The sequence below is a fragment of the Helicobacter sp. 12S02634-8 genome, assembly GCF_002272865.1.
GTDB lineage: Bacteria > Campylobacterota > Campylobacteria > Campylobacterales > Helicobacteraceae > Helicobacter_J.
Map to the genome: position 1 here is coordinate 72,118 of NZ_MLAP01000001.1, position 23,484 is coordinate 95,601.

A 23,484-nucleotide genomic window follows, 5' to 3' on the forward strand; every position below is an offset into this window, starting at 1 on the left:
CTGATGGTAGGATTTTTTACTCAAAAAACACCTTTGTATGTGTTTGCTACAAGGCGAAGGATCAATGGATTTTATCGGGAGTGTGGGGAGGGGTTTTTGCCCGTGGCTTTGAGTGCGAGCGAGTTTTTTAGAAATGTGGTGAGTGTTTCTGGAAAGCAGATAATCCCTAAAAATATTCGCAAGGTTTTTTTGCTAGAGATTATTGCTAAGATGGCAGAAGCCAGAGATGATTTTGAATATCGCTTGGTGTTTGAAAAAAGTTTTTTAGGTTATTTGGAGAGTAGCTCATTTTTGTTTGAATTTTTTGATGAACTCACAGCTTTTGATATTAATCTCAAAGAAATCCCGCTCAAAGACACTTATGGGGATTATGAAGAGTATCTAAATATCTTGCTTACAATCTATAAACAATACACTCAAAAGCTCCAAGAGTATGGATTTTTTGATATTTTAGGTAGAGGCGGGGAGTATGAGATTTTAGAGGGCTTTTTTGATGGATTTTCTTGCGTGGAATTCTATTTAGATGGCTTTTTGAACGCACAAGAGAAAAAAATTTTAGACAAAGTTTCAGAGTCTTTAGATGTGTTTTTGCATATAGAGTGCGATCGGTATAATCAAGGGCATTTTGGCTTTCTCAAAGCCCCATTGCAAGAGGGGTTTTGCTATAAAATCAATCTCAAGACTTCTGAAATCTTAGAGCAAATCCCTATCAAAAAAGACCTCAATATCGAGGTATTTAGCTTTGCTTCTCGGCTTTCTCAAGCTTCTTTGGTTTTTGAACGCATTGATCAATGGCTAACATCTCCCACACCACCTGAAAGATTTGCTATCATCACGCCCAGCGAGGATTTTTCTGAGTATCTCAAGCTTTTGGATCGATATGGTAATTTGAATTTTGCTATGGGTGAGGGGATTGAGAATTGTGCGTATTTTGCCTTGCTTCAAGAAAGGCTCAAAGCACTCAAGCAAGCCCCCATACACAAAGAAGAAAACCCACTCCAATGGCTCACACACTACACGCAAGAGCTGCTTGAAACTAGCGGTGAAAAAGACTTATTCTGGGATTTTCACTCAAAAATTTTGCTTGATTATGAAAGGATTGCGCCAAGTTTTTCAGAGTTTTTGCCTGCAGAGATTTTGGAGCTTTATATTTTGGATTTGAGGGCTTTTAGGATTGATAATGTCAGTGGGGGTAAAATCAAGGTTATGGGGGTTTTGGAGTCTAGGGGGCTGTGTTTTGAAGAGGTGGTTGTGGTGGATTTTAATGATAAATTTGTCCCCAATCTCAATGACAGCGATATGTTTTTAAACACGCGTATCAGAAAAGCCCTCCAAATACCCACATTAAAAGACAAGCAAGACTTGCAGAAGCACTATTATCTCCAGCTTTTTGAAAACACACAAAAAATCAGCATTGCTTATGTCAATTCTGAGGACACATCATATTGCAAAATGCTTGATGAATTAGGCATTGCAGAGGGTATCAAAAATGGCGATGGGTGTTATAGAATTTTCCCTTTCAATCAAGAAAAGCCATACCAAAAAGATCAATTTTTAGGGACTATTCCTAAAGACTTTGAATTTTCAGCATCAAAATTAAGCGACTTTTTGAGCTGCAAAAGGAAGTTTTATCTTAAATTTATCCAAAAGCTCAAAGAGCCCAAAAGTCCTGATGCTAATATCGGCACTCTTTTGCATACTTTGCTTTGTGATGGCTATAAAAAATATATCAATCAAACTCCAGATGTTGAGTCTATCAAACAAGAAATTTTGCAAAAATCTGAACAAAATCAAACACTCAAAGCCACAGAAAGACTCAATCTCCAGCTAGCCCTCAAAGACCTCGAGAGGTTTTGGCGTATTGAGAAAAATCGCGCAGATGAGGGCATGAAGGTCTTGGGCTGTGAAGTGAGTTTTATCACCCAAATAGGAGGTTTTACTTTTAAGGGCAAGATCGATAGAATCGATGCGCATAATGGGCATATTGCCCTGCTTGATTATAAATACAAATCAAGCTTTAAGGTCGATACAGAGGCACAATTGGCCGATAGCTGTGATTTTCAAATGCCTGTGTATTTTTATGGAGCAAAGGCTCTGGGGTATTCTCAAGATGTGCGTGCGTATTTTTATGATTTGAAAAATGAAAAACATCAACTCAGAGAAGAAGAAACTTTGGAGCAAAAAACAGAGCTTTTGCAAGAAAAGCTCAAGATTTTTAATAGCGAGATTGATTTTGTGATGACAGAAGATAAAAAAACCTGCGGATATTGCCCATTTAAGGATATTTGCGGTGTGGAAATCTAGTCTTTGAGCGTGGCAATTTGCTCTTTTGAAACGATGGCAAATCGTGTATCGGTATTGTATTTTGAGCTTTTTGCCTCTTCAATCAGCTGCTTGATATCAGCATCCACATACGGGTCGATATAGCCTAGCTCGAATTTTTGCTGGTTGATATGGGTGTAAAACTCCCCGTCCTTTTTGACAATCATGACGCTATAGTTTTTAGAAAGCGACATAATCTGGATTTTTAGCGCCATTTCAAGCTTTTGATTGGTGGTAAAAATCAAGAATTTTTTTTCGTGTGTTTGTTTGTATTGGTAATAGTAATTATAGGTCGCTTTTTCGTTTTCACTGAGCTTGTTCTTATCCAAACGCCGCAAATATTGCCCCAAAAAGGTCATCGCACAATAAGATTCATTGATATTGTGCTTAAAAAACATATTTTTGATAGCCATAGATCCCATACCTAGCTTCCAAATCTTATCATCAAAACTACTCGCACAAATATCCATCGCTTCAATCGTTTTATTGATAAGCAGTTCATAGAATCTCTTGAATACAGCCTTAAAGGTCAAAAAATGCTCGCGTTTAAATTCTTCTGATAAATGCGTGAGATTTTGGAGCGTTTGCCTAAGGGCACTGATTTCTTCTTCGGACTTTTTGATGGTGAGTTTGATACTCTCAAGCTTGGTATGGAGATTTTTTTCATCATTTTTTTTATTTTCAAGCTTTGTTTTTATCTGCTTGATTTCATAAATACTCCCTTTGATTTTGTTGTTGAGCTGGAGGATTTTTTCTTTCGTGCTTAAAATCGCCTTGATAGCCCCTCGATAGTTATATTGCAAGTCTAAAAAGCAACTTTCATATATCTTTTCAAAATTAATATTTTTATTTTTAGTAAAGTTTTTATAGGAATATTCAAGTTTATTGAGCTTTTGTAAATCGCTTGCAAAGGTATCCATTGTGATATTTCTATCGGTGAAAACTAGATAATCCATTGCCTTGAGTAAAAAACGTTTGGTGGAGAGATAGTTGATTTTTGAACTGTGTTGGGTGTCATTATCTTCTAGGATAAATTTGATAGTGTTGAACTCTCTTGCAAAATATTCTTTGAGGCAGTCTTGGACTGAAGAGCTCGCTGCAATGGCTCTGAGTGTGGCATAGTTGGTTTCTTTGTATATTTTTTGGGTGATTTGATTTTGCAAATCTTGTTCTTTTTGCTTGAGCTCTTCATCGGTATCAGTTTTCCAAAAGTCAATTTCTTTGATGAGCGCTTCAGGGGGGAAGTCTTGGTAGTTGGAGGCTTTGGCGTCGGTGATAGAATATCCATTGCTATCGCATCTGAACTCTACATACATACCCACAGCGGGCAAAAATCTCGTATCGTGCCAGCTTTCTTTGCGGAGTTCAAATATTTTTTTTGATGCGTTTGTGACAACTCCTGATCCTATGGATATGGAGTATCTGATAATCTTTCCGTGCATTTTGAATCCTAAATTATGGTTGTTGCCATAGCTCTACATATGCTATAATTTGAAATAAAATTGCCACCTTGTGAGGACAGAACTATTAAAAAATTATATCTATTTGTGATTTTTTCTGCAATACTTATTTTTCTATCTATCGCTAATATATTTGGCAGCACGGGTCTTGTGGGTAATTTTGGAGCTATCTTTGCGCGTATCAATATGGAGTTTTTTGGCTATTTGGCGTATTTTTATCTGCTGTTTTTGATCTATCCTGCTTATCTTTGCTATAGAGAAACTCTCTCTGATTGGGGTAAGACAGAGCTTGTTTTGGCCGGAATTTTGGGTATATTGTCTTTGCTAGTATTCCAAGCACTCATTTTGCAAAAGGGCAAAATAGGTGGGGTGATTTTGGATTTTTTATATCCATTTATTGGGCTTTTGGGTGTGTGTGTGCTGATTTTAATCGGCTTAGTCACTTCTTATGCAATGCTTTTTCCTAGTAATTTTTTATTTCTCTCTAAATCGCTCTACAAGGGCATTACCCACACATTAATGCGTATAAAAAATATGGCGCAAAATCTTCCATTGACAGAGCTCAAAAAGTTCTTTACGCCCTCTACTCAAAAAGAAATCCCCGAGTGGAATCCCTCCAAGCAAACACATCAAGAGCTGCCAAAAGAATCATTACACCAAGAGTCATTACGCCAAAAATTAGAGCTCCAAGAATCATTATCCCAAGAAGCCCTCCAAAAATCAGCCCCTCAAGCAAACTTACAAGAAAAACCACACCAAAACTCCCCACAGACCCCGCCTCCAGAAATCCCTTTTAATGAGAGCAAGGTCAAAGTGAGCTGCGTGCCTTTACCCAATAAAGAATATGAAGAAAAAAAATACACAGATATGGTGCGTTTGGTTGATCCTAGCGAGGTCGGAGAGGTGCTAGAGGTCAATGTGGAGCGTATTTTAGAGCGAAGTAAGAAGTTTTTTGAAGAACTTAATGCAAGCCATTTCCAAGAAAACCCCAACCCCCAAAAAGCCCCCAGTCATAAAAAGCCCCCTCACACTAGCATAGATTTTTCTACCCAAAGCAAGCAGCCCCAAAGCCCTCAAGACCAAATCACTCTAAAAACAGCAGAGGGCAGGGTGCTTGAACGACAAAAAAATGACAGCAATCCTCGGAGTATCAACACCTCTGATTTTCTTTCTGAAACTTCTTTGTCCCCCATCTCTCAAACATCACAAATCGCCCGAAGCTCACAATATCAGGATTCTCAAGAGCTAGAGTCCCATTATCGGGACTCTCAAGAGCCAAAGTCCCAATCTCAAGACTCTCAAGAAATTGACATCTCTCTCTCACCAAGCAGCTCTTATCTTGATACGCCCCCAAGCGCAGTAGAGCCTAGCGCGCATAAAAACCCCTCTCAGCAAACACATCAATATTGTTTTGAGCCTTTAGCTTCTGATAATGGCTATGGAGCAGTGTTTAAGCCCCGACCTTTGATTGTAAAAGAGCTTGCTGAAAACAAGCAGCTTTTAGAGGAGCTTGATTTTGGCGAGGTGGAGAAGCCCAAAGATTATCAACTCCCTAGCACACAGCTGCTCCAAAAGCCCAAGCCCCAGTCTTTGCAGGTTGATGAAAATGAAATCGATAAGAAAATCCAAGACCTGCTCTCAAAACTCAAAATGTTTAAAATCGATGGCGATATTGCGCGGACTTATTCAGGGCCGATTGTAACAACTTTTGAATTCCGCCCTGCGCCCAATGTGAAAGTGAGTCGGATACTGACATTAGGCGATGATTTAGCGATGGCACTTTGTGCGCAGTCAATCCGCATACAAGCCCCTATTCCCGGAAAAGATGTCGTGGGGATTGAAATCCCTAATGCCAAGACAGATACGATTTATCTCCGAGAGATTTTAGAGAGTGAATTGTTTGAAAACTCTGCTTCACCCCTCACACTTGCCTTAGGAAAAGACATCGTGGGGAATCCCTTCATCACTGACCTCAAAAAGCTCCCCCATCTCCTCATTGCAGGGACAACAGGAAGCGGGAAGAGTGTGGGCGTTAATGCGATGATTTTATCGCTGCTTTTTAGAAATTCTCCTGATAATCTCAAGCTCATTATGATCGACCCTAAAATGGTTGAGTTCAGTATGTATGCTGATATACCCCATCTACTCACACCCATCATCACCAATCCCAAAAAGGCGATCGCAGCCCTTGTGAGTGCGGTCAATGAAATGGAAAGGCGTTATAAATTGATGAGTGCGTGCAAGACAAAAAATATCGATAAATACAACCCCAAGGCCAAGGCAGAGGGGCTTGAAGTCTTTCCGTTTTTGGTGATTATTATTGATGAACTGGCTGATTTGATGATGACAGGGGGCAAGGAAGCAGAATTTCCGATTGCAAGGATTGCTCAGATGGGGAGGGCAGCGGGCTTGCACTTGATTGTAGCGACGCAGCGCCCTAGTGTTGATGTCGTTACAGGACTCATTAAGACCAATCTCCCCTCAAGGATCAGCTTCAAAGTCGGCTCTAAGATAGATTCTCGAGTGGTGCTTGATGTTGAGGGGGCTCAAAGTCTGCTTGGCAGGGGGGATATGCTTTTTACGCCCCCCGGTATTGGCGGGGTGGTGCGTTTGCACGCTCCTTGGGCTTCTGAAGAAGAGATAGAAGAGATAGTAGAATACATCAAAGCACAAAGAGAAGTTATCTATAGTAAGGATTTTTTGCTCGATGAAGCAGAGGTTGCCCTACCTGTCATCACATCTGAGGGGGGTGATCTGATTATGGAAGCTAAAAAAATTATCCTCCAAGATAAAAAAACTTCTATCAGTTATTTGCAAAGAAGATTAGGCGTGGGCTATAACAAGGCCGCTTCTGTTGTTGAAGAGCTTCAAAACCAAGGCTTTCTCTCAGAGCCCAATTCCAAAGGGGTCAGAGAGATTGTTGGCATATAAAATACCATAGTTGATAGAGCGATGGGAGTTGCTAGTATAAAAGTTTGTTTTTATATATTTTTAACTAATATTTTAAATCATACAATACAATAAATTTAAAGATTGAAGGATAATTATGTGGATCACTAGACAGATAAGCCCAAACTTTCGCCAAGAATACACCATAGACACTAAACTGCTTGATGTCAGAAGTCCCGAGCATGTGCTTGAGATTTTCCAGAGCAATGATTTTGACCAGATAGCGATGATTGATGAGAGTTTTATCATGCTAAAAAAATATCTTTATATCGAAAGTGAGCTCTATGCACATTTATCTCTTTGCTCCCACCCTGATCCTAAAAATATGCTGATATTAGGTGGGTTTGACCTAGAGATTGCCGCACAAGCCCTCAAGCACGAGGGGTTGTGTGTGGATTTTGTTCAAAATGATGATAAAGTCCTTGATTCTCTCATTAGCTTTTTGCCTAATTTTTCCTCTGTAAGCACGCATTGTCGGTTCAAAAGACACCATAAAGCCCTAGATTTAGATGTCAAAAAATATGATGTGATTGTTTGCCAACATCGACCCAATAAGCACGAGATAGATGGCATACAAAGAATGTTGAGCAAAGAGGGGATATTAGTATTTTTCACCAAGCACCCTTTGTTGGAGTTTGAGAGTTTTGAAGCAAGTATCGCAGAAACGGGTGCGTTTTTTGATATTGTCATGCCGTTTTTTGCGCCTTTGTCGATTCTAACAGATAGGGGATTTGTGTTTGCTTCTAAGCGATACCACCCTACAGCAGATATGTTGCTGCAAAAAATTGATATGCTTGAGGGGCTTAAATATTATAACGCTGATATCCATCAGAGTGCTTTCAGTCTGCCCCAAGCCTTGGCTAATAAACTCAAGGGTATTGTGAAAAATTAAAATGAGTTTGCAATATGCCATCGCACTCACAGGAGGTATTGGCTCGGGGAAAAGCACGGTCTCAAGTATGCTCGCACTCTATGGCTATACCACTATTGACGCAGACAAAATTGCCCACACCTTGCTAGAGGCAAATCAAGCAGCTTTGATAGAGCACTTTTCTACGGCAATTTTAGATACAGATGGCAAGATTGATAGAAAAAAATTAGGCAAACTCATTTTTACTGATACAAACGCTAGGAAGAAGCTTGAGGGGCTTTTACACCCGCAAATCCATCAAAAAATCCTCTCTTGTGCCAAAGAGCTCGAGGGACATCAAAAGTATTATTTTTTGGATATTCCTTTGTTTTTTGAAACAGGGGGGAGGGAGCGATATGGGGTCAAAAAGGTCGTGCTTGTCTATGCTCCCTATGAGATACAATGCATGCGGATTATGGCTAGAGATACCCTCAGCAAGGAAGAAGCCAGCCAAAGGCTTGCTGCTCAGATGGATATCGAGCATAAAAAACTCCAGAGTGATTATATCCTCATCAATTCTCAAGATCTCAAAGCTCTGCAAAAAGAAGTTGAAAAATTTCTGCATACACTCAGCTGAAATGCTTTTTATAAGCAATAAAGTTTTATAATTATCCAAATAAATCCATCTATCACGGAGTATATTGATGATAACCCTTAAAAAAGCCCTTTCCCTCCCCCCTGAAGCACTCCAAGAGATCAAATCCCAAATCAAAGAAAAAGTCAAAGCCAATATCGAACTCAACGCCTATATCGATGAGCCCACAGAGAGCACACATACGGGCGTGCCGATTTTAGTCAAAGACAATATCAATGTCAAAGATTGGGAAATCACTTGTGCGAGCAAAATCCTCAAAGGTTATATAGCCCCTTATCACGCGAGTGTGATCGAACATTTGCACGCAAATGGTATGTGCGCATTTGGGCGGGCGAATATGGACGAGTTTGCTATGGGGAGCACGACAGAATCGAGCTGCTATGGGCGGACAAAAAATCCACGAGATATTTCAAGAGTGCCTGGGGGGAGTTCTGGAGGGAGTGCTGCTGCAGTTGCGGGGGGCTTGGCGATCGCAGCTTTAGGGAGTGATACAGGAGGTTCTATCAGGCAGCCCGCGGGGTTTTGTGGTTGCGTGGGGCTTAAGCCCACATATGGCAGAGTGAGCCGCTATGGATTGATTGCTTATAGCTCTAGCCTCGATCAGATAGGGCCTATCACCCAAAATGTCGAAGATTGTGCGATATTGTTTGATACAATCAGTGGTCATGACAAAAAAGACTCTACTTCAAGCCCCCTAAAGGCAGCACAAACTTTTTCTAAACTCGATGGGGATAGGCGCTTTAAAGTGGCGATTTTGGAGGATTATCTCAAAGACGCTGATTTAGAGATCCAAAAAGCCTATCAAGATACGATAAAAACAATCGAATCAATGGGACATCAAATCATCTCTAAAACAATGCTCGATACACATTATCATATTTCAGCTTATTACATCATCTGCACAGCAGAAGCGAGCTCAAATCTCGCGCGTTTTGATGGTGTTCGCTATGGCAATCGAGCAGAACACCCCGAAAATCTCAAAGATTTATACATCAAAACAAGGAGTGAGGGCTTTGGCGAAGAGGTCAAAAGGCGCATTATGCTAGGAAATTTTGTCCTCAGCAGCGGCTATTATGATGCGTATTATCTCAAGGCTCAAAAAATAAGGCAACTCATCAAGGGGCAGTATGCAGAGATTTTTAAAGATACTGATATGATCCTCTCACCCATCGCTCCTAGTGTCGCTCCTAAATTTGGCAGTATGCACTCACCTTTGGCGATGTATCTGAGTGATATTTATACAATTGGCGTGAATCTAGCGGGCTTGCCTGCAATCTCTTTGCCTGTGGCTAAATCCAAAGAGGGCTTACCCATTGCAATGCAGCTCATAGGCAGAGATTTTGATGAACAGAGTATTTTAGACGCAGCTTATGGACTTGAGCAAGTCTTGGAGATAAACTTTGATCAGGAGAAAAGATGAAATTGATACAAAAAGCTTTGACATTTGAAGATATTTTGTTGGTCCCAGGCTATTCAGAGGTATTACCCAAAGAAGTATCCATCACCTCCAAACTCACCCGAAACATAGCCTTAAATATTCCCTTTGTCAGTGCAGCGATGGATACAGTGACTGAATACAGGACAGCCATTGCAATGGCGCGATTAGGGGGGATAGGCATTATCCATAAGAATATGGATATAGCCTCTCAAGTTTCTGAAATCAAAAAGGTTAAAAAAAGTGAGAGTGGTATCATCACAGATCCCATCTATATCCAAGCAAACAGAAGCTTAGCTGATGCAAAAGTCATCACAGATAATTATAAAATTTCTGGCGTGCCTGTAGTTGATGAAAATGGTTTGTTGATAGGGATTTTGACCAATCGAGATGTGCGCTTTGAAACAGATTTGAGTAAAAAGGTGGGCGATGTGATGACAAAAGCCCCTTTAATCACAGCTCCTGTGGGTATCAGCCTTGAAGAAGCCAGAGAAATCATGCACTGCCATCGGATCGAAAAACTCCCCATTGTCAATGACAAAAATATCTTGAAAGGTCTGATTACTATCAAAGATATCCAAAAACGTATCGAATATCCCAATGCCAATAAAGATGAGCTGGGGCGCCTTAGGGTGGGCGCAGCGATTGGTGTGGGGCAGTTAGATAGGGCTGAGGCCTTGATACAAGCAGGGGTAGATGTGCTTGTTTTAGATAGTGCGCACGGGCATTCTATCAATGTGATTCGGACTTTAGAAAATATCAAGAATCGATTTTCTATCGATATGATTGTAGGCAATGTCGTTACTCCCAAAGCCACTCAAGACCTCATCAGCGCTGGGGCTGATGGAGTCAAAGTCGGCATTGGTCCAGGGAGTATCTGCACGACAAGAATTGTCGCGGGCGTGGGTATGCCCCAAGTGTCTGCTATTGATGGTTGTTCTGATGTAGCGCTCAAACACGATGTGCCTATTATTGCTGATGGGGGGATTAAGTATTCAGGCGATGTGGCTAAGGCGCTTGCTGTAGGGGCTTCTTCGGTGATGATTGGGAGTTTGCTTGCTGGGACTGAAGAATCGCCCGGAGATGCGATGATATTTCAAGGCAGGCAGTATAAAAGCTATCGGGGTATGGGGAGTATCGGCGCGATGGCAAAGGGCAGTTCAGATAGATATTTCCAAGAGGGCACAGCACAAGAAAAGCTTGTCCCTGAGGGGATTGAGGGCAGGGTGCCTTATCGTGGGAAAATCGCAGATGTGATCCATCAACTCGTAGGCGGACTGCGCTCTTCAATGGGCTATTTGGGGAGCAAAAATATCCAATCTTTATGGGAAAATGCTGAGTTTGTTGAGATCACTTCTGCAGGGCTTCGAGAATCCCATGTCCATGATGTAGATATCACCAAAGAAGCTCCCAATTACCACGGATAATGGAGGGGATTTTAAGCTGTGATGGTAGTTTGACTCTTTTTAATCAAGAGTTCAATCAATGCTACCATAGCCTAAAAGATGGGGCTTATACAGAAACGCTCCATAAGCACATTTTACCTCCGATTTTATTTGCAAACGCACTGCATAAGCCCAGCCTAAATATTTTAGATATTTGTTTTGGTCTGGGATATAATACTTTTACCACCATCGCACAATACATAAAAATGGGCTATCAAGGGCAGATAAAGATTTTTACACCCGAAAAAGATAGAAGTGTGTTTGAGAAGATTTTGGGCTTGGAGTATCCTTATGCGTTGCGTGGGGTCAATATCAGAGAAATCATTGCTATGCTGAGCGCAAAAGGGCAAGCTACAATCACGCCTCACATAAGCTTGGAGCTATTTTTGGGCGATGCGAGGGAGTATCTGCAGAGTTTTGAGCCCCAAAGTATCGATATTATCTATCAAGACGCCTTTAGCCCTAAGGCCAATCCTGAATTATGGAGTTTGGAGTATTTTTCGGAGCTTTTTAAGATCACACATCTCTCTGTAATCATCACGACCTATTCTACCCATCAAGCCACTCTAGCACGCGCGCAGAAAGCGGGCTTTTTGGTCTATAAATATGCGAGTTCATACACAAGAAAAAGCACACTTTTATGCAAGCAAGCCCTCCCACAAAGCCCATCAATACAGATATGGAATCAAAACAGGATTGATGTTTAGTTGGAGGGAGCTTTGGATTGGGGGTGCTTGTCTAGGATAGATTGGATTTGTTTGATGTTGTTGGGATCGGTAGAGAGATATATTTCTACACGATTGTTTTTGAGTCTATTTTCTACAGAATCATTAGGGGCTAAGGGCTTGTATTTGCCATAAGAAGAAAAGGATATGCGATCAGGTGAGATACCATCTTGGATCAATTCCTTCATCACGCTCGCAGCACGCATGGCTGCTAGCTCATAATGGTCTTTAAACATTGAAGTTTTAGGCAAAGGCGTGTTATCTGTGTAGCCCCTGACATCAATATTGACTTGTGGGGGGAGCTTTTTGATGATTTGGGCAATGCGTTTGATATACATCATCATATCACTGCTAGAGATATTAGCTTCTGCGGGCTTGAAAAGAAGATTCGCAGGGAGTTGGAGCACAACGCCTTGTTCGACTTGTTCGAGCACGCCCCCCTCTTCGATCATATTTTCAAGCTGCGCGATATTTTCTATGGCTACAGAAGAAGAGGTTTGCTGGGATTGGGAGAGTTTATTGCCATCAGTTTCTTCAGTTCTTTCGCCCGGATTAGGTGGGATAGGGATTACAGGCTGTATGGTTTCAGGCTTGGTTACTGAGCTAAAGATCTTGATAAATTCTGTCTTTAAGGCTTCTACTTTTGCTTTATTAGTCGCAGAGATAGCATATAGAGCAATGAAAAGTGCTAAAAGCAAAGACAAGAAATCAGCATAAGGAACTGCCCATTTCTCACCAGCAGGGCATTCGGCATTTTTCTTTTTCTTTGCCATTTTCAAAAAGTCCTATTCAAATTGAGAGATTTTTGGCTCATCAGGCCCTAAAAAGCTCAAGAGTTTTGCTTCTAGGCTTCTGGGATTATCGCCATTGGCAATCCCCACGACCCCTTCGAGCACGACAATTTTTTCTTTGATGATGTCTTTTGATTTGGCTTTGAGCTTATTGCCCCAAGGGCCAAATATCGCATAACTGCACATAATCCCTGTCACCGTTGCTGTGAAAGCCCCTGCAATCCCAGCTGCCATTTCAGCGGGGTTGTCTAGCTTTTGGAGTGCGAGCATTAGACCCATAACAGCCCCGACTAGACCAAAAGTAGGCGCAGATTCACCTGCAAGTATCCAATAATGGGCTGCTCCGTGGTAGTATTCTTCGAGCTCTTCGATCTGAACTTCCATATCTTCACGCACTGCCTTTGCGTCTTTGCCATCGATAATCATTGAGAGGGCTTCGCGCGTGAAATCATCTTCGACTTGCGCAGCCTTTGCTTCCAAGGACAAGACACCATCTTTTCTTGCCATAGTAGCGAACTCTACAAGCTGTCTGATGACATTATTGAGATTGACTTTAGAGTTTAAAAAGACCACTTTGAGCTCTTTATAGCCTGCTTTGACAAAACGTGCGTGTGTCCCTGTCATCGCAGAAAACAAAGTCGTAGGGACGATGATAATCACAGAGCTCAGATGGACAATATGCAGTGGATTCCCACCCTCCAAAATATCACCAACAGAGATAGCAAGGAGAGCTAAAAACATACCTAGTAATGTCGAAAGATCCATATTTTTTCCATCAGTATTTGATTTATTTTGCTCAAATTATACCCAAGAATCGAGCAGAAAACTTAAAACTTTATATTTTCCCTATAGATTTTCTTGCCTTCAATGCGGAATGAAGCCATATAGGGGTTGGGGGTTAGTGATATAATGCAGTAGCTTTGTCTGGAGTCATAGATATATTTGAGGTCTTCTTGTGAGGGATAAGCAGGGCTTGTGGGGTGGGAATGGAAGATACCAATGATTTCAAGCCCTTGGCTCTTGGCTTCTTTGAGGGCTTCTAACTGCCCATCAGGGGCGAGCCAAAAGAAATGTTTGGGGTCGGTATGGATATTTGGGATTTTGCATATTTGTGTGACTTGATTGAGGCATTTTAGGCTATCGTGCTGACCTAATAAATATCCACAACACTCATAAGGCACACAAGCAATGGCATAATCTAGCAGATTTTCATAGAGCTTTTGAGAAAGGCAGATCACTGGGGGTAGTCTTTGAGCTCTTGGATACCATTGAGTCCGCAAACTCTGCAATGAGGGTTTTTAGAAACATTTATCTTTCTGAATTGCATTGTTTTAGCGTCAATACTCAAAAGTTTGTTCGTGAGCAAATCGCCAATACCAAGTAAAAATTTGATGGTTTCAGCAGCTTGGATACAGCCAATTAGCCCTGGTATCACCCCAAAAAGCCCTGCTCGAAAGATGGGATTGAGCTCTGTGGGTGGGGGGGTATCAAAAGCACAAGCAAAGCAGGAAGTTTGATGGGGGAGGATTGTCATGGTCTGGCCTTGATATTTGAGCACGCCAGCGTGTGAATAAGGCTTATTAGCTAGGATACAAGCATCGTTAATGAGGAATTTGCCTGCAAAATTATCTGTAGCATCGATGATGAAGTCATATTGACTGATGATTTTTAGGGCATTAGCAGCGCTAAATTTTTCAAAATAAGTTTCTACTTTCACATCAGGATTGAGGGCTGCGATAGTGTTTTTTGCAGATTGGACTTTGGGGGTGCTGATTTCTTGAGTGGTGTGGATAACTTGTCTTTGGAGATTGCTGATTTCAACAAGGTCAAAATCAATGATACCAATCCTGCCGATACCCGCAGCCCCAAGATATAGCACATTGGGCGATCCAAGCCCTCCAGCACCGATGATAAGCACGCTAGAATTGAGTAGCTTTATCTGTCCATACTCCCCGACATCTTCTAGCATAATGTGTCTGAGGTAACGTTCTTTTTGGTCTTGAGTGAGTGTCATCATGAGCTCCTTGTGTTAAAGTCTTTGCAGCCATAAACCTGCGTTGGCTTGCTCGGCAAATAATGTGGTCTTTTGCCCGTGCCCTGGGTAGATGGTCTTGTCTGTTTGGGAGGGGAGAGTTTGGAAGCGCAAAAGTGATTCCTTCATATCAGCAGGGCTAGAATAAGGGAAATCATAGCGTCCAATGGAGCGATAAAAGATAAAATCACCACTAAAAATCATATCATCAATTTCAATGATCGAACAACCAGGTGTATGACCAGGAAAATGCCAATATTTGATGGGTATGCCCGATATTTCAAAAGAAGTGCAGGATTTTTGTCCTTTGATGAGATGATCAGCCGCGCAAGGGGGCAATCCTATCTCAAAGCAGTCTGTAGAGAGCATAAACGCATCTTCTTTGGGGGAGTATATGGGTGTGTGGGGTAGGTGGGATTTGAGCTCTGCAAGACTCCAAATATGGTCATAATGCCCGTGGGTGACCAAGATAGCCAGAGGAGTTTTGATATGAGTAAGCACCCATTGACTCGCGCCAATACCTGGGTCGATGATTAGCTCACCACTGGGGGTTTTGAGTATGTAGCAATTTGTCTGTGGGGGACCAAATGCTTGTATGAGTAGTTCCATCAGTGTCCTTGCAATCGATTTGCGTTGCGCTCAATCAGCCTTATTTGAAAGAAAATATAAAACAATTTTATCGCATATTTAGTATGGATTTTATAAATATCGGGCATAAAAGTAGTAAAATTTTAAGAGATACGCCCAGTATCAGCATAGGAGGTTTGTGATGTTTGATAAAAACTATAAAATTGATGACTTGATGGATATAGACGCTCAGTATGTTTTGCACACTTATGCACGCAAAAAGATCCGTTTTGCCTATGGCAAAAATGCTAAGCTCTATACGCCTTGTTCTAGGGAGTTTATAGACTTTGGCAGTGGGATTGGGGTCTGTAGTGTGGGGCATGGGAATGAGCGATTAGCAGATGTGATCGCAAAGCAAGCTAGGGATCTTATCCATTTATCTAACCTCTATCTCATAGAGCCACAAGCCCTTTTGGCAAAAAAGCTCATTGAGCTCTCTGGCTATGATATGCGCGTGTTTTTTAGCAATAGTGGGGCAGAGGCCAATGAATGTGCGATCAAAATCGCTAGGAAGTTTGGCGAAAAAGATGGCAAAATGGATCGGTATAAAATCGTGACTTTAGAATCAAGCTTTCACGGCAGGACAATCAGCACACTCACAGCCACAGGTCAAGATAAAATGCATACACATTTTGCACCCCTTTTAGATGGATTTGTGCGGGCTAAAAATATCGCTGATATTTATCGTGTGATTGATGAGAAGACTTGTGGGGTGCTCATTGAACTGATACAAGGCGAGGGAGGGATCTTGCCTATGGATAAACAAGAGATCCAAGAGCTTGCAGAGTTTCTCAAAAAGCAAAATATCCTTTTGATGGTCGATGAAGTCCAAAGTGGGGTGTTTCGGAGTGGTGAAATCTTTGCTTCTGGGGTCTATGGGATTAGCCCTGATATCATCACCACAGCTAAGGGCTTGGGAGGTGGAGTGCCTATAGGAGCTACTTTGAGTGCCCTCAAAGATGTGTTTGAGCCCAGCGATCACGGCAGCACATTTGGGGGGAATTTCCTCTCTACGCAAGCAGGGCTTTGTGTGCTAGAAATCTTAGAAGAAGAATACACAACAGGTAGACTCACAAAGAGAATTGAGCATTTCAACCAAGAGCTAGAGGGCATACTCAATGCTTTCCCTAGGCTTTTTGAAAAAAGAGTTGGGATTGGCTTGATGTGTGGTTTGGTAGCAAAAGATAGCCAGATCCAAGCAAATGTGATCGATAAAGCCTTTGATATGGGGCTTTTGATCTTAAAATCAGGCAAAAATGTTGTGCGCTTTTTGCCCCCTTTGAGTATCCAAAAAGAGGAGATCACAGAGGGCTTTTATCGACTCAAAGAAGCGTGTCGCAAGTTATGATTGCCTTTAGTGCTTATATGCAAGAGTGGCTTTATGGCAAGGAGGGGTATTATCGCTATGCTGTTGTGGGTAAGGGCGGGGATTTTTATACTTCAGTTTCTGTGAGTAAATTTTTTGGCGGGAGTATTGCATACCACTTGCTAGGGCTTTTAGAGAGCGCAAAGCTGGGCTTGCCTTTGAAAATCATCGAAATAGGTGCTGATAGGGGGTATTTGATCGGTGATGTGGCAGAATTTTTGATCGCCCTTTCTGATGGTGTGATACCTCATTGTGAATTTATCAGTATTGAACCTCTTGAGGAAAAGGCCTTGGTGCAAAAGGCAAACTTTTTGAAGCAGACAGGCTTAGAACTTCAGGTATTCAAAGATTTGCACGCACTCAATTTGAGGGATTCAGAAAGTGCATTTGTCTTTTGCAATGAGTTGTTTGATGCCTTTGCTTGTGAGGTGATTATGGATAAAAAGATGGCTTATGTGCATACAGATACCCATTGCCATCAGTTATCTTGGGGGGAGCTTTCTCAAGAGGCGTGTGCGTTGCTTGATATCTATCCTATGGCACAAGGTCTTTTGCCTATCTATTTGGAGAGCTTCATTTCTTTGCTGCTTTCAAAGCTTCAAGCAGCTAAGGCTTGGAGATTTTTGGCTTTTGATTATGGGCAGTGGGGAGTTCGGGAAGATATTAATTTGCGAGCTTATCAAAACCATTGTGTCTATAATTTTACAGATATCAAAAAAGACTTGAAGAGATTTTATCAACAATCTGATATCACTTATGATGTGGATTTTGCTTTGATTGCAGATATTTTTGAATCTTATGGAGCACAACGCATATTCTTTGCACCCCAAATGCGGGCTTTGGTGGATTTGGGCTTGGGAGAGTTGCTAGAAAAATTTGCTGCAAGCACAGATTACCAACACTATCTGAGAGAAGTGTCTAAAATCAAGACTTTAATCAGTCCTACAGGGCTTGGCGAGAGATTTTATCTGATAGGGTTTGAAGGCGGGAAAAAGGGGTTATAAGGACTACTCCTGTGCTTGTTTGGGATAGCAGAAGCGATAACCTCTGCGACGCACTGTTTCGACCGTGGAAATATTGAGTGGTTTATCCATCTTTTGTCGGATTTGATTGATAGCAACTTCAATGACATTAGGCGTCACAAGCTCAGGCTCTTCCCAGATAGCGTCTAATAGCTGTTCTTTAGATACGATTTGATCGCGATGTCTAGCTAGATGTGTGAGCACTTCAAAGGGCTTGCCTTTGACTTCAATTTCTTTGCCTTTATAGGTGATTTTCTCTTCATCGGGGTTGATGATAAGATCTTCGATTTCTATAATGCTTGACCCCCAAAAACGCAGTCTTGCCTCGATTCTTGCAAGCAAAACATTGATATCAAAAGGCTTAGCGATGAAATCATCAACACCAGCTTTGAAGGCTTGGACTTCTTGTTCGGGCTTGGGCTTATGGGCAAGCATAATGATAGGGACACAAGGATATTTTGCTTTGACTTGGGAGATAATATTGATACTTTCATCATCGTGGAGCTGTGAATTGATCAAAATGAGATCGTAGTTTCTGATGCTTATATAATATTCACCATCTTTGAGATTTTCTGCTATATCAGTCTGGTAGCTATGCTTAGTCAAAACCTCAGAAACAGGCTTGCCTAGAGGGGACTCATCTTCTATGATTAAAATACGCATCTTGTCGATCCTTGAGCTTAAGAGATTATGTTTAAAGTGTCAGATTATAGCACAGTTTTAGATTAAATTAAACAGATAAGCACAAAATTTATAAATTCCTATGCTTGTTAACTAAATATATACTTTTCGTTTATAGAATCCCAACAACCAAATTTAGTTGAAACTAGTTTGGCCAGATGCACATAAGAGTAGAGTCACCTCCCCCTCCTTTCTCTACTCGTAATTGATTTTGTGCATCGATCTCCTTTTTTGTTTTGTTAAGTTATTGAAGAATTATAATATACTATCTATGGCTATCCCCCTTGTGGGGTAGCTTTCTAAAAATCAAACAAATACTATAATAAGTTACAAATAATTAACCAAAGACATCTGATTGATACGGCTTGTAGAAGAGAGCACGGCGTTGTAGTTTGTTGTGAGGTTGGAAAATTTGTTATAGGTTTCTGCCAAGTCTGTCCCAATCACTTCGCCCTTGATAGAATCCACTTGGACTTTTAAGACTTCATTTCTTCTGATGATATTTTCAAATGTCTTGCTATGTGCGCCATTGAGAGCGATCATTTTTTCGATATGATCACTCAAATGCTCAAAGGCACTCAAGCCATTTTGTATGCCTAATCTTCTCATATCATTGGTATAGACATTGCCAAAATTATCAGGTCGGTAAATCCCTCGTCTGACTGAATCAATGATATCATCAATCTGTTCAAAGAAATTAATATCAGGCTGATCGATACTCAAGGCATTGTTGGCATTAAGCCGAATCCCCGAAGTGTCATTTTTGATAGCTTGGGCTGAGAAATCATCGCTAGAGTCGTTATACATCATGAATTGCATTTGGGTCAAAGAGCGCATATTATCTTGGATTTGTATTTTTCCATTTCCAGACATCTGTATCGAGAATACCCCTTTAGCGCTTGCTAGCAGCTTTTCATAAGCGTCTTTATTGGCTTGAGTGGGTGTGTTGTTTGCATTTTGGGCTTGCAAGTAGGCTTTTTGGTCTTGATTGCTATAGTTGAGCGCAATACTCATAGCGTCCATCAATTGCTGGTAAGTGACCTCATCTGCTGGGGTGATACTGATGGCTGGGGGCTTATCGTGGGGATTATAGAGAGGGATAATATATGCAGCTTGATTGGGGGTTTTGCTAGGGAGCTTGAGGTAGCTGCCTTTGGTATCAAAAATAATCTGTGCTTCTAGCGGGAGTCCGTTGTGATCTTTGAGCTTGAGGGTGTAAGATTGCCCTTGCATGCTCCCTCCTGCGACTTCTGAGAGCTTGGTTTCAGGGGTAGCAAAGCCACTCCCATCGGCTAGGGTCTGTGAAATATTTCCAAAAAGTGAAGCACCTTTTTGGGTGAAGTATGTTTTTTCATATTCATTTTCATAGTCTGTGGGGATCGCATCGGTTTGGAGACCATTTGCATCAAAGGTCGCAAATGAGATACTCAAGCCGTGCTCGCCATCAAAGGGAGGTGTTTTGCTATCGTGGGCTTGATTTTTCACATGATTATCAACAATGCTGATCCTACCATTAGCAAGCTCCACTTCAAGATCCCCGCCAAAATGCTCTTTGATTTGATCCATCAAATCGCCCATTGTGCTGTGCTCAATATCAATCAAGAGCGGCTCTATGGGCTCTGTGTTGATCGTGCCATCTTCGTGGTTGGGGCGTGTGCCATCGATTTGGAGCGTGGTTGCTTTGGGGTCAAAGATTTCAGAAAGCTTGGTGTTTTTGTTTGCTGGGGTGTTGTCTTGTGCGATAAAGGCTGTGGGGATTCTGACAAACCTGAAATCATAGTTATCGCTGATACCTTGGATATGAGAGAGCCCTTTGTCGGTGAGAAAGGGGCTTTTATTAAAAGATGTGATCCTAGCTCCACTCGCCCTTAAATCATCGAGATTATCTGCGTCTGTATCGCTGGAGATGAGGTGGAAATCAATGGTTGCATTGCCGGGCTTGAGATCTCTGATTTCGATCTGCCCCCAAGTGTTTAAAGATACATCGACTACTTTATTTTGCGGCGTGTTGCCAAATTCTTTACCAATTTGAGTGAGTAAATCAGCTACTTTGGTGGCGTTTTCTGGATTTTTGTAAGCCTTGTCAAAAGCAAATTTTGCCTTGAAATTCGAGCCATCAGGTCTGATACCTTGGAGATAAAAATATTCTTTGGGGTCATTGGTGGTATCGTTGTCATTATCTCCGATGAGATCTCTTAAGGTATCTTCAGGCTTGATATAAACTTCTTGCGAGGGGTTGGTCTTGTTGATAGCGTCCATCACATCAGGGTGCAGTTTGCTTTGGTTGAGCATTTTGATATTTGAAGTGATGATTTTTTGCTTGTCTGAATCCCTGCCAAAAAACAATTCATGCCCTGTAATATTGTAGGGAACGAGATTGTTAGAGCTGATGAGGGCATTGAGCTTTTCATCATTGCCAAAGTAGTTGCCTTGAGTATCAAAAGGGGGTCTATCCACCTTACTCCCGCCAAAGAGAAATTCTCCACCGATAGAGGTATTAGCGATATTAATCATATGGTCTTTGAGCTTTTCTAAATCGCTTGCAATTGCTTCTCGAGAGTTGGGGGAGTGGATATCGTTGGCAGCTTGTATGAGCTTTGTTTTGAATTGTCGCATTGTTTCAGAGAGCTCGCTGAGGGATTTATCGGTGTTGAGAGTAGAAGTATGGGCGTCTTGGGCGACATCAATGCCTTGGTCGAGCGTGTTTTTTTCAAATTCTAATTTTAGGTTTTGGTTATTGATACTGCTATCTTGGTAGCCATATTGGATTTTGAGTCCTGAGGCGATTTTGGTATTCATATCATTGAGTTTGTTTTGCAAGACATTTTGGTAATAATTCATTTGATTGTATTTTGTCCCAAAAGTGATACGCATACAAAGACCTCTTTTATGATTGGTTTAGAACTATTTGCACCTATTTGGAGGAATCAAGCAAAAATAATTCCACTTCTTTGCCTATAAATCGGCAGTATTGGGTAAATATTCAATCACGGATTGAGGGGCAATGTTTCTTCTTGGATCAAAAACGGGATTTGCTTTTTGTCCCATTGTCTGTTTTTTTCGATCAAGGGTTTGGTGGTGGATTTGGGCTTAGGGGGCTTTGGGGCAGGGCTGGAGGTTGTGTGTGAAGGAGGGGTGCTAGGCTTTGTTTGGATATTTACTTTGGGCTTTGCTTGAGGTGTGTAGAGAAAAGAGCGTGGCAAGGGGAGTTTGATGAGCTTGCCATTAGGGGTGATTTCCATAATGCCGATGGGCTTTTGGGTGCGATGGTCTATCAGCAAAACTTGGTTGGATTTCAGAGATATAGCCACTTGTATGCCATCGGTGATAAAAGTATCTGCAAAGCCCCTTGTGCCTAGAAAAACCAATGGGAGCACAAAACGCAAAAAATATAACTGCACCAATCGCATCAGCACCTCAATTTCTAAAAGTATTTTTACATTATAGTATAATACAATGCAAAAAAATTAAAATAGGAGTTTTTAGATGGAGATTATCTCAAGTCCCCACGCACCCGCGGCGATTGGCCCTTATGCGCAGGCTATTGTCCATAATGGATTGATTTATACATCAGGGCAGATTGCCTTAAATGCACAAGGAGAGTTTATCGGAGGAGATATCAGCGCTCAAGCCCATCAAGTGCTAAAAAACCTCAAAGCAGTCCTAGAAGCAGGGGGTAGCTCTCTTGCTAAGGTGATCAAAACAACGGTATTTTTATCGGATATGGATCATTTTGCCCCACTCAATGCGATCTATGGAGAATATTTCAGCACACACAAGCCAGCTCGCAGCACCGTTGCTGTGAAGACATTGCCTAAAAATGCTTTGGTAGAAATCGAGTGTATCGCTCAAGTTTAAAGTCATTTAAAGTAAATATTAGGTTTTTTTTTATAAAATTTGTAGTTTTGTTCGCATCATTTAAGATAAGCGTTTGAAACAATAAACTTCGCAAGGACAGATACAATGTATGCAGTTTTCAAGAATGGAGGCAAACAATACAAGGTCCAAGAGGGCGATATCGTCTTACTTGATAAAATGAGCCTTGAGCCAAAGTCAAAGTTAGAATTGAACGAAGTTTTAGCCATTGCTGATGGTGATAATCTTAAGCTGGGAGCCCCTTTTGTGGAGGGTGCAAAAATCCAAGCAGAAGTCATCAATGAGGGCAGGGCAAAAAAAGTCGTTACATTTAAAAAGAGAAGAAGGAAAGACAGCAAAACCAAAAGAGGTTTTAGACGCGATTTCACTCGAGTAAGAATCTTAAAGATAGCAGGATAAGGAGTATCAGATGGCACACAAGAAAGGTCAAGGTAGCACCCAAAATAATAGGGACTCTGCAGGTAGGAGGCTAGGGATCAAAAAGTTTGGTTCTCAGTTTGTTCGCGCAGGGAATATCATCGTCCGACAAAGGGGCACAAAAATCCACCCCGGAGCTAATGTCGGTATCGGCAAGGATCATACGATTTTTGCTCTGATTGATGGTGTTGTCAAATTCCAGCAAAAAGACAAGAATCGCAAAAAGGTTTCAGTCATTTCTGCTTAAGCAGAGGTCAATCGATTGAGAGATGAGTCTAAGGCTCAAAATAGCCTTTGGACTCTCTTGAATTGATAGCTAATATTTTTGGCACTTTTGTTATATTTTTCTCATATTTCTATCTTTGTACTTTTATTTTTGCACTTTTATCTTTGTATGATGCCCCTTATACCCCTTGTAACAAATAACACTTCTAAGTTTTTATCATATTTTTAAACAATGCTTTTGTTTCTTGTTTTGATGACCTTATATCAAGATAGAACAAGATAGCACAAGATAGCATTGAATACACCATAAACACACTACTGCATTTGTTATTTTGTCTTTTTATGTCAGTTTTGTATCAATTTATATTTGTTGTCTGATTTTTTAATCATTGTTTGTAAGACCTATCCTAAGCCTCCATAACTTTGCTTGATGGTTGATAGAAAGTCACAATACTATAGCAAATTTTAAGATTTTACAAGATAAGATTAACCTTTTTTCTAACTGATAAAAAACAAGTATTGAGGGAGTTTATGGGATATAAGTTTTTAAAAGCAAGTTTATTGAAAGATCCGGATTTTAAGATTACTTTGCGTCGGTATGTGCGT

General features: G+C 41.2%; 21 protein-coding genes. 12 read left to right on the forward strand and 9 right to left on the reverse strand.

Features of this window, described 5'->3' with window-relative positions:
* The first annotated feature begins 3 nt into the window (after positions 1-3).
* Complete coding sequence (locus BKH46_RS00380; RefSeq protein WP_095224837.1) at positions 4-2,304, forward strand: PD-(D/E)XK nuclease family protein; 2,301 nt, start codon at positions 4-6, stop codon at positions 2,302-2,304.
* Here BKH46_RS00380 and BKH46_RS00385 read toward each other — a convergent pair.
* Positions 2,301-3,764: a hypothetical protein gene (locus BKH46_RS00385; protein ID WP_095224838.1), complete on the reverse strand. Its 1,464-nt coding sequence runs from the start codon at positions 3,762-3,764 to the stop codon at positions 2,301-2,303. The genes BKH46_RS00380 and BKH46_RS00385 overlap by 4 nt on opposite strands.
* 168 nt (positions 3,765-3,932) lie before the next feature.
* Between BKH46_RS00385 and BKH46_RS00390 the strand changes: the two genes are divergently transcribed.
* From BKH46_RS00390 to BKH46_RS00415, 6 genes are all read left to right on the forward strand, one after another.
* A complete protein-coding gene (locus BKH46_RS00390) occupies positions 3,933-6,713 on the forward strand; it encodes a DNA translocase FtsK (RefSeq protein ID WP_253248263.1) in 2,781 nt (926 codons plus the stop codon).
* Positions 6,714-6,828: 115 nt separating this feature from the next.
* A complete protein-coding gene (locus BKH46_RS00395) occupies positions 6,829-7,623 on the forward strand; it encodes a spermidine synthase (protein WP_095224839.1) in 795 nt (264 codons plus the stop codon).
* A gap of 1 nt (position 7,624) precedes the next feature.
* The gene (gene coaE / locus BKH46_RS00400) at positions 7,625-8,218 is read left to right on the forward strand and encodes a dephospho-CoA kinase (RefSeq protein WP_095224840.1); all 594 of its coding nucleotides are present in this window, start codon (positions 7,625-7,627) and stop codon (positions 8,216-8,218) included.
* Between the two features lie 67 nt (positions 8,219-8,285).
* Complete coding sequence (gene gatA / locus BKH46_RS00405; RefSeq protein WP_095224841.1) at positions 8,286-9,656, forward strand: Asp-tRNA(Asn)/Glu-tRNA(Gln) amidotransferase subunit GatA; 1,371 nt, start codon at positions 8,286-8,288, stop codon at positions 9,654-9,656.
* A complete protein-coding gene (guaB, locus tag BKH46_RS00410; protein ID WP_095224842.1) occupies positions 9,653-11,098 on the forward strand; it encodes an IMP dehydrogenase in 1,446 nt (481 codons plus the stop codon). The genes gatA and guaB overlap by 4 nt, the downstream gene beginning before the upstream one ends.
* On the forward strand, positions 11,098-11,823 hold the full coding sequence (locus BKH46_RS00415) for an MnmC family methyltransferase (protein ID WP_095224843.1): 726 nt from the start codon (positions 11,098-11,100) through the stop codon (positions 11,821-11,823). The genes guaB and BKH46_RS00415 overlap by 1 nt, the downstream gene beginning before the upstream one ends.
* On the opposite strand, the gene motB is transcribed toward BKH46_RS00415, so the two are convergent.
* The 5 genes from motB to BKH46_RS00440 form a co-directional block, all read right to left on the reverse strand.
* On the reverse strand, positions 11,820-12,614 hold the full coding sequence (motB, locus tag BKH46_RS00420) for a flagellar motor protein MotB (RefSeq protein ID WP_095224844.1): 795 nt from the start codon (positions 12,612-12,614) through the stop codon (positions 11,820-11,822). The genes BKH46_RS00415 and motB overlap by 4 nt on opposite strands.
* Positions 12,615-12,626: 12 nt before the next feature.
* A complete protein-coding gene (gene motA / locus BKH46_RS00425; protein ID WP_095224845.1) occupies positions 12,627-13,397 on the reverse strand; it encodes a flagellar motor stator protein MotA in 771 nt (256 codons plus the stop codon).
* A gap of 62 nt (positions 13,398-13,459) precedes the next feature.
* Positions 13,460-13,870 carry a M67 family metallopeptidase gene (locus BKH46_RS00430; protein WP_172402508.1) on the reverse strand — a complete coding sequence of 137 codons (411 nt, stop codon included), beginning with the start codon at positions 13,868-13,870 and terminating at the stop codon, positions 13,460-13,462.
* A complete protein-coding gene (locus tag BKH46_RS00435; RefSeq protein ID WP_095224847.1) occupies positions 13,867-14,646 on the reverse strand; it encodes a HesA/MoeB/ThiF family protein in 780 nt (259 codons plus the stop codon). Before BKH46_RS00435 ends, BKH46_RS00430 begins: the two co-directional genes overlap by 4 nt.
* 15 nt (positions 14,647-14,661) lie before the next feature.
* Positions 14,662-15,273, reverse strand: a complete 612-nt coding sequence (locus BKH46_RS00440) for an MBL fold metallo-hydrolase (RefSeq protein WP_095224848.1) — start codon at positions 15,271-15,273, stop codon at positions 14,662-14,664.
* Between the two features lie 160 nt (positions 15,274-15,433).
* Here BKH46_RS00440 and BKH46_RS00445 point away from each other — a divergent pair, with 160 nt between their 5' ends.
* Together BKH46_RS00445 and BKH46_RS00450 are read left to right on the forward strand one after the other, a co-directional pair.
* A complete protein-coding gene (locus tag BKH46_RS00445) occupies positions 15,434-16,639 on the forward strand; it encodes an aspartate aminotransferase family protein (RefSeq protein WP_095224849.1) in 1,206 nt (401 codons plus the stop codon).
* Positions 16,636-17,661 carry an SAM-dependent methyltransferase gene (locus tag BKH46_RS00450; RefSeq protein WP_095224850.1) on the forward strand — a complete coding sequence of 342 codons (1,026 nt, stop codon included), beginning with the start codon at positions 16,636-16,638 and terminating at the stop codon, positions 17,659-17,661. The genes BKH46_RS00445 and BKH46_RS00450 overlap by 4 nt, the downstream gene beginning before the upstream one ends.
* Positions 17,662-17,664: 3 nt before the next feature.
* On the opposite strand, the gene hsrA is transcribed toward BKH46_RS00450, so the two are convergent.
* The 3 genes from hsrA to BKH46_RS00465 form a co-directional block, all read right to left on the reverse strand.
* Entirely contained in the window at positions 17,665-18,342 is a 678-nt protein-coding gene (gene hsrA, locus BKH46_RS00455) for a homeostatic response regulator transcription factor HsrA (RefSeq protein WP_095224851.1), read from the reverse strand.
* A 345-nt stretch (positions 18,343-18,687) separates the two neighbouring features.
* Positions 18,688-21,234: a flagellar hook-associated protein FlgL gene (gene flgL / locus BKH46_RS00460; RefSeq protein WP_095224852.1), complete on the reverse strand. Its 2,547-nt coding sequence runs from the start codon at positions 21,232-21,234 to the stop codon at positions 18,688-18,690.
* 113 nt (positions 21,235-21,347) lie between these two features.
* Positions 21,348-21,770, reverse strand: coding sequence for a hypothetical protein (locus tag BKH46_RS00465; protein ID WP_095224853.1), 423 nt, complete (start codon positions 21,768-21,770; stop codon positions 21,348-21,350).
* 76 nt (positions 21,771-21,846) lie between these two features.
* Between BKH46_RS00465 and BKH46_RS00470 the strand changes: the two genes are divergently transcribed.
* From BKH46_RS00470 to rpmA, 3 genes are all read left to right on the forward strand, one after another.
* Positions 21,847-22,218, forward strand: a complete 372-nt coding sequence (locus tag BKH46_RS00470) for a RidA family protein (protein ID WP_095224854.1) — start codon at positions 21,847-21,849, stop codon at positions 22,216-22,218.
* A gap of 105 nt (positions 22,219-22,323) precedes the next feature.
* Positions 22,324-22,635 (forward strand): 50S ribosomal protein L21, encoded by a 312-nt coding sequence (gene rplU, locus BKH46_RS00475; protein ID WP_095224855.1) that lies wholly within the window; start codon positions 22,324-22,326, stop codon positions 22,633-22,635.
* Between the two features lie 10 nt (positions 22,636-22,645).
* Complete coding sequence (rpmA, locus tag BKH46_RS00480) at positions 22,646-22,900, forward strand: 50S ribosomal protein L27 (protein WP_095224856.1); 255 nt, start codon at positions 22,646-22,648, stop codon at positions 22,898-22,900.
* Positions 22,901-23,484 lie beyond the last annotated feature (584 nt).

Coding starts and splice junctions, on each gene's coding strand:
- BKH46_RS00380 (WP_095224837.1), top strand. CDS start 4: ATGGTAGGATTTTTTACTCAAAAAACACCTTTGTATGTGTTTGCTACA.
- BKH46_RS00385 (WP_095224838.1), bottom strand. CDS start 3,764: ATGCACGGAAAGATTATCAGATACTCCATATCCATAGGATCAGGAGTT.
- BKH46_RS00395 (WP_095224839.1), top strand. CDS start 6,829: ATGTGGATCACTAGACAGATAAGCCCAAACTTTCGCCAAGAATACACC.
- coaE (WP_095224840.1), top strand. CDS start 7,625: ATGAGTTTGCAATATGCCATCGCACTCACAGGAGGTATTGGCTCGGGG.
- gatA (WP_095224841.1), top strand. CDS start 8,286: ATGATAACCCTTAAAAAAGCCCTTTCCCTCCCCCCTGAAGCACTCCAA.
- guaB (WP_095224842.1), top strand. CDS start 9,653: ATGAAATTGATACAAAAAGCTTTGACATTTGAAGATATTTTGTTGGTC.
- BKH46_RS00415 (WP_095224843.1), top strand. CDS start 11,098: ATGGAGGGGATTTTAAGCTGTGATGGTAGTTTGACTCTTTTTAATCAA.
- motB (WP_095224844.1), bottom strand. CDS start 12,614: ATGGCAAAGAAAAAGAAAAATGCCGAATGCCCTGCTGGTGAGAAATGG.
- motA (WP_095224845.1), bottom strand. CDS start 13,397: ATGGATCTTTCGACATTACTAGGTATGTTTTTAGCTCTCCTTGCTATC.
- BKH46_RS00435 (WP_095224847.1), bottom strand. CDS start 14,646: ATGACACTCACTCAAGACCAAAAAGAACGTTACCTCAGACACATTATG.
- BKH46_RS00440 (WP_095224848.1), bottom strand. CDS start 15,273: ATGGAACTACTCATACAAGCATTTGGTCCCCCACAGACAAATTGCTAC.
- BKH46_RS00445 (WP_095224849.1), top strand. CDS start 15,434: ATGTTTGATAAAAACTATAAAATTGATGACTTGATGGATATAGACGCT.
- BKH46_RS00450 (WP_095224850.1), top strand. CDS start 16,636: ATGATTGCCTTTAGTGCTTATATGCAAGAGTGGCTTTATGGCAAGGAG.
- hsrA (WP_095224851.1), bottom strand. CDS start 18,342: ATGCGTATTTTAATCATAGAAGATGAGTCCCCTCTAGGCAAGCCTGTT.
- flgL (WP_095224852.1), bottom strand. CDS start 21,234: ATGCGTATCACTTTTGGGACAAAATACAATCAAATGAATTATTACCAA.
- BKH46_RS00465 (WP_095224853.1), bottom strand. CDS start 21,770: ATGCGATTGGTGCAGTTATATTTTTTGCGTTTTGTGCTCCCATTGGTT.
- BKH46_RS00470 (WP_095224854.1), top strand. CDS start 21,847: ATGGAGATTATCTCAAGTCCCCACGCACCCGCGGCGATTGGCCCTTAT.
- rplU (WP_095224855.1), top strand. CDS start 22,324: ATGTATGCAGTTTTCAAGAATGGAGGCAAACAATACAAGGTCCAAGAG.
- rpmA (WP_095224856.1), top strand. CDS start 22,646: ATGGCACACAAGAAAGGTCAAGGTAGCACCCAAAATAATAGGGACTCT.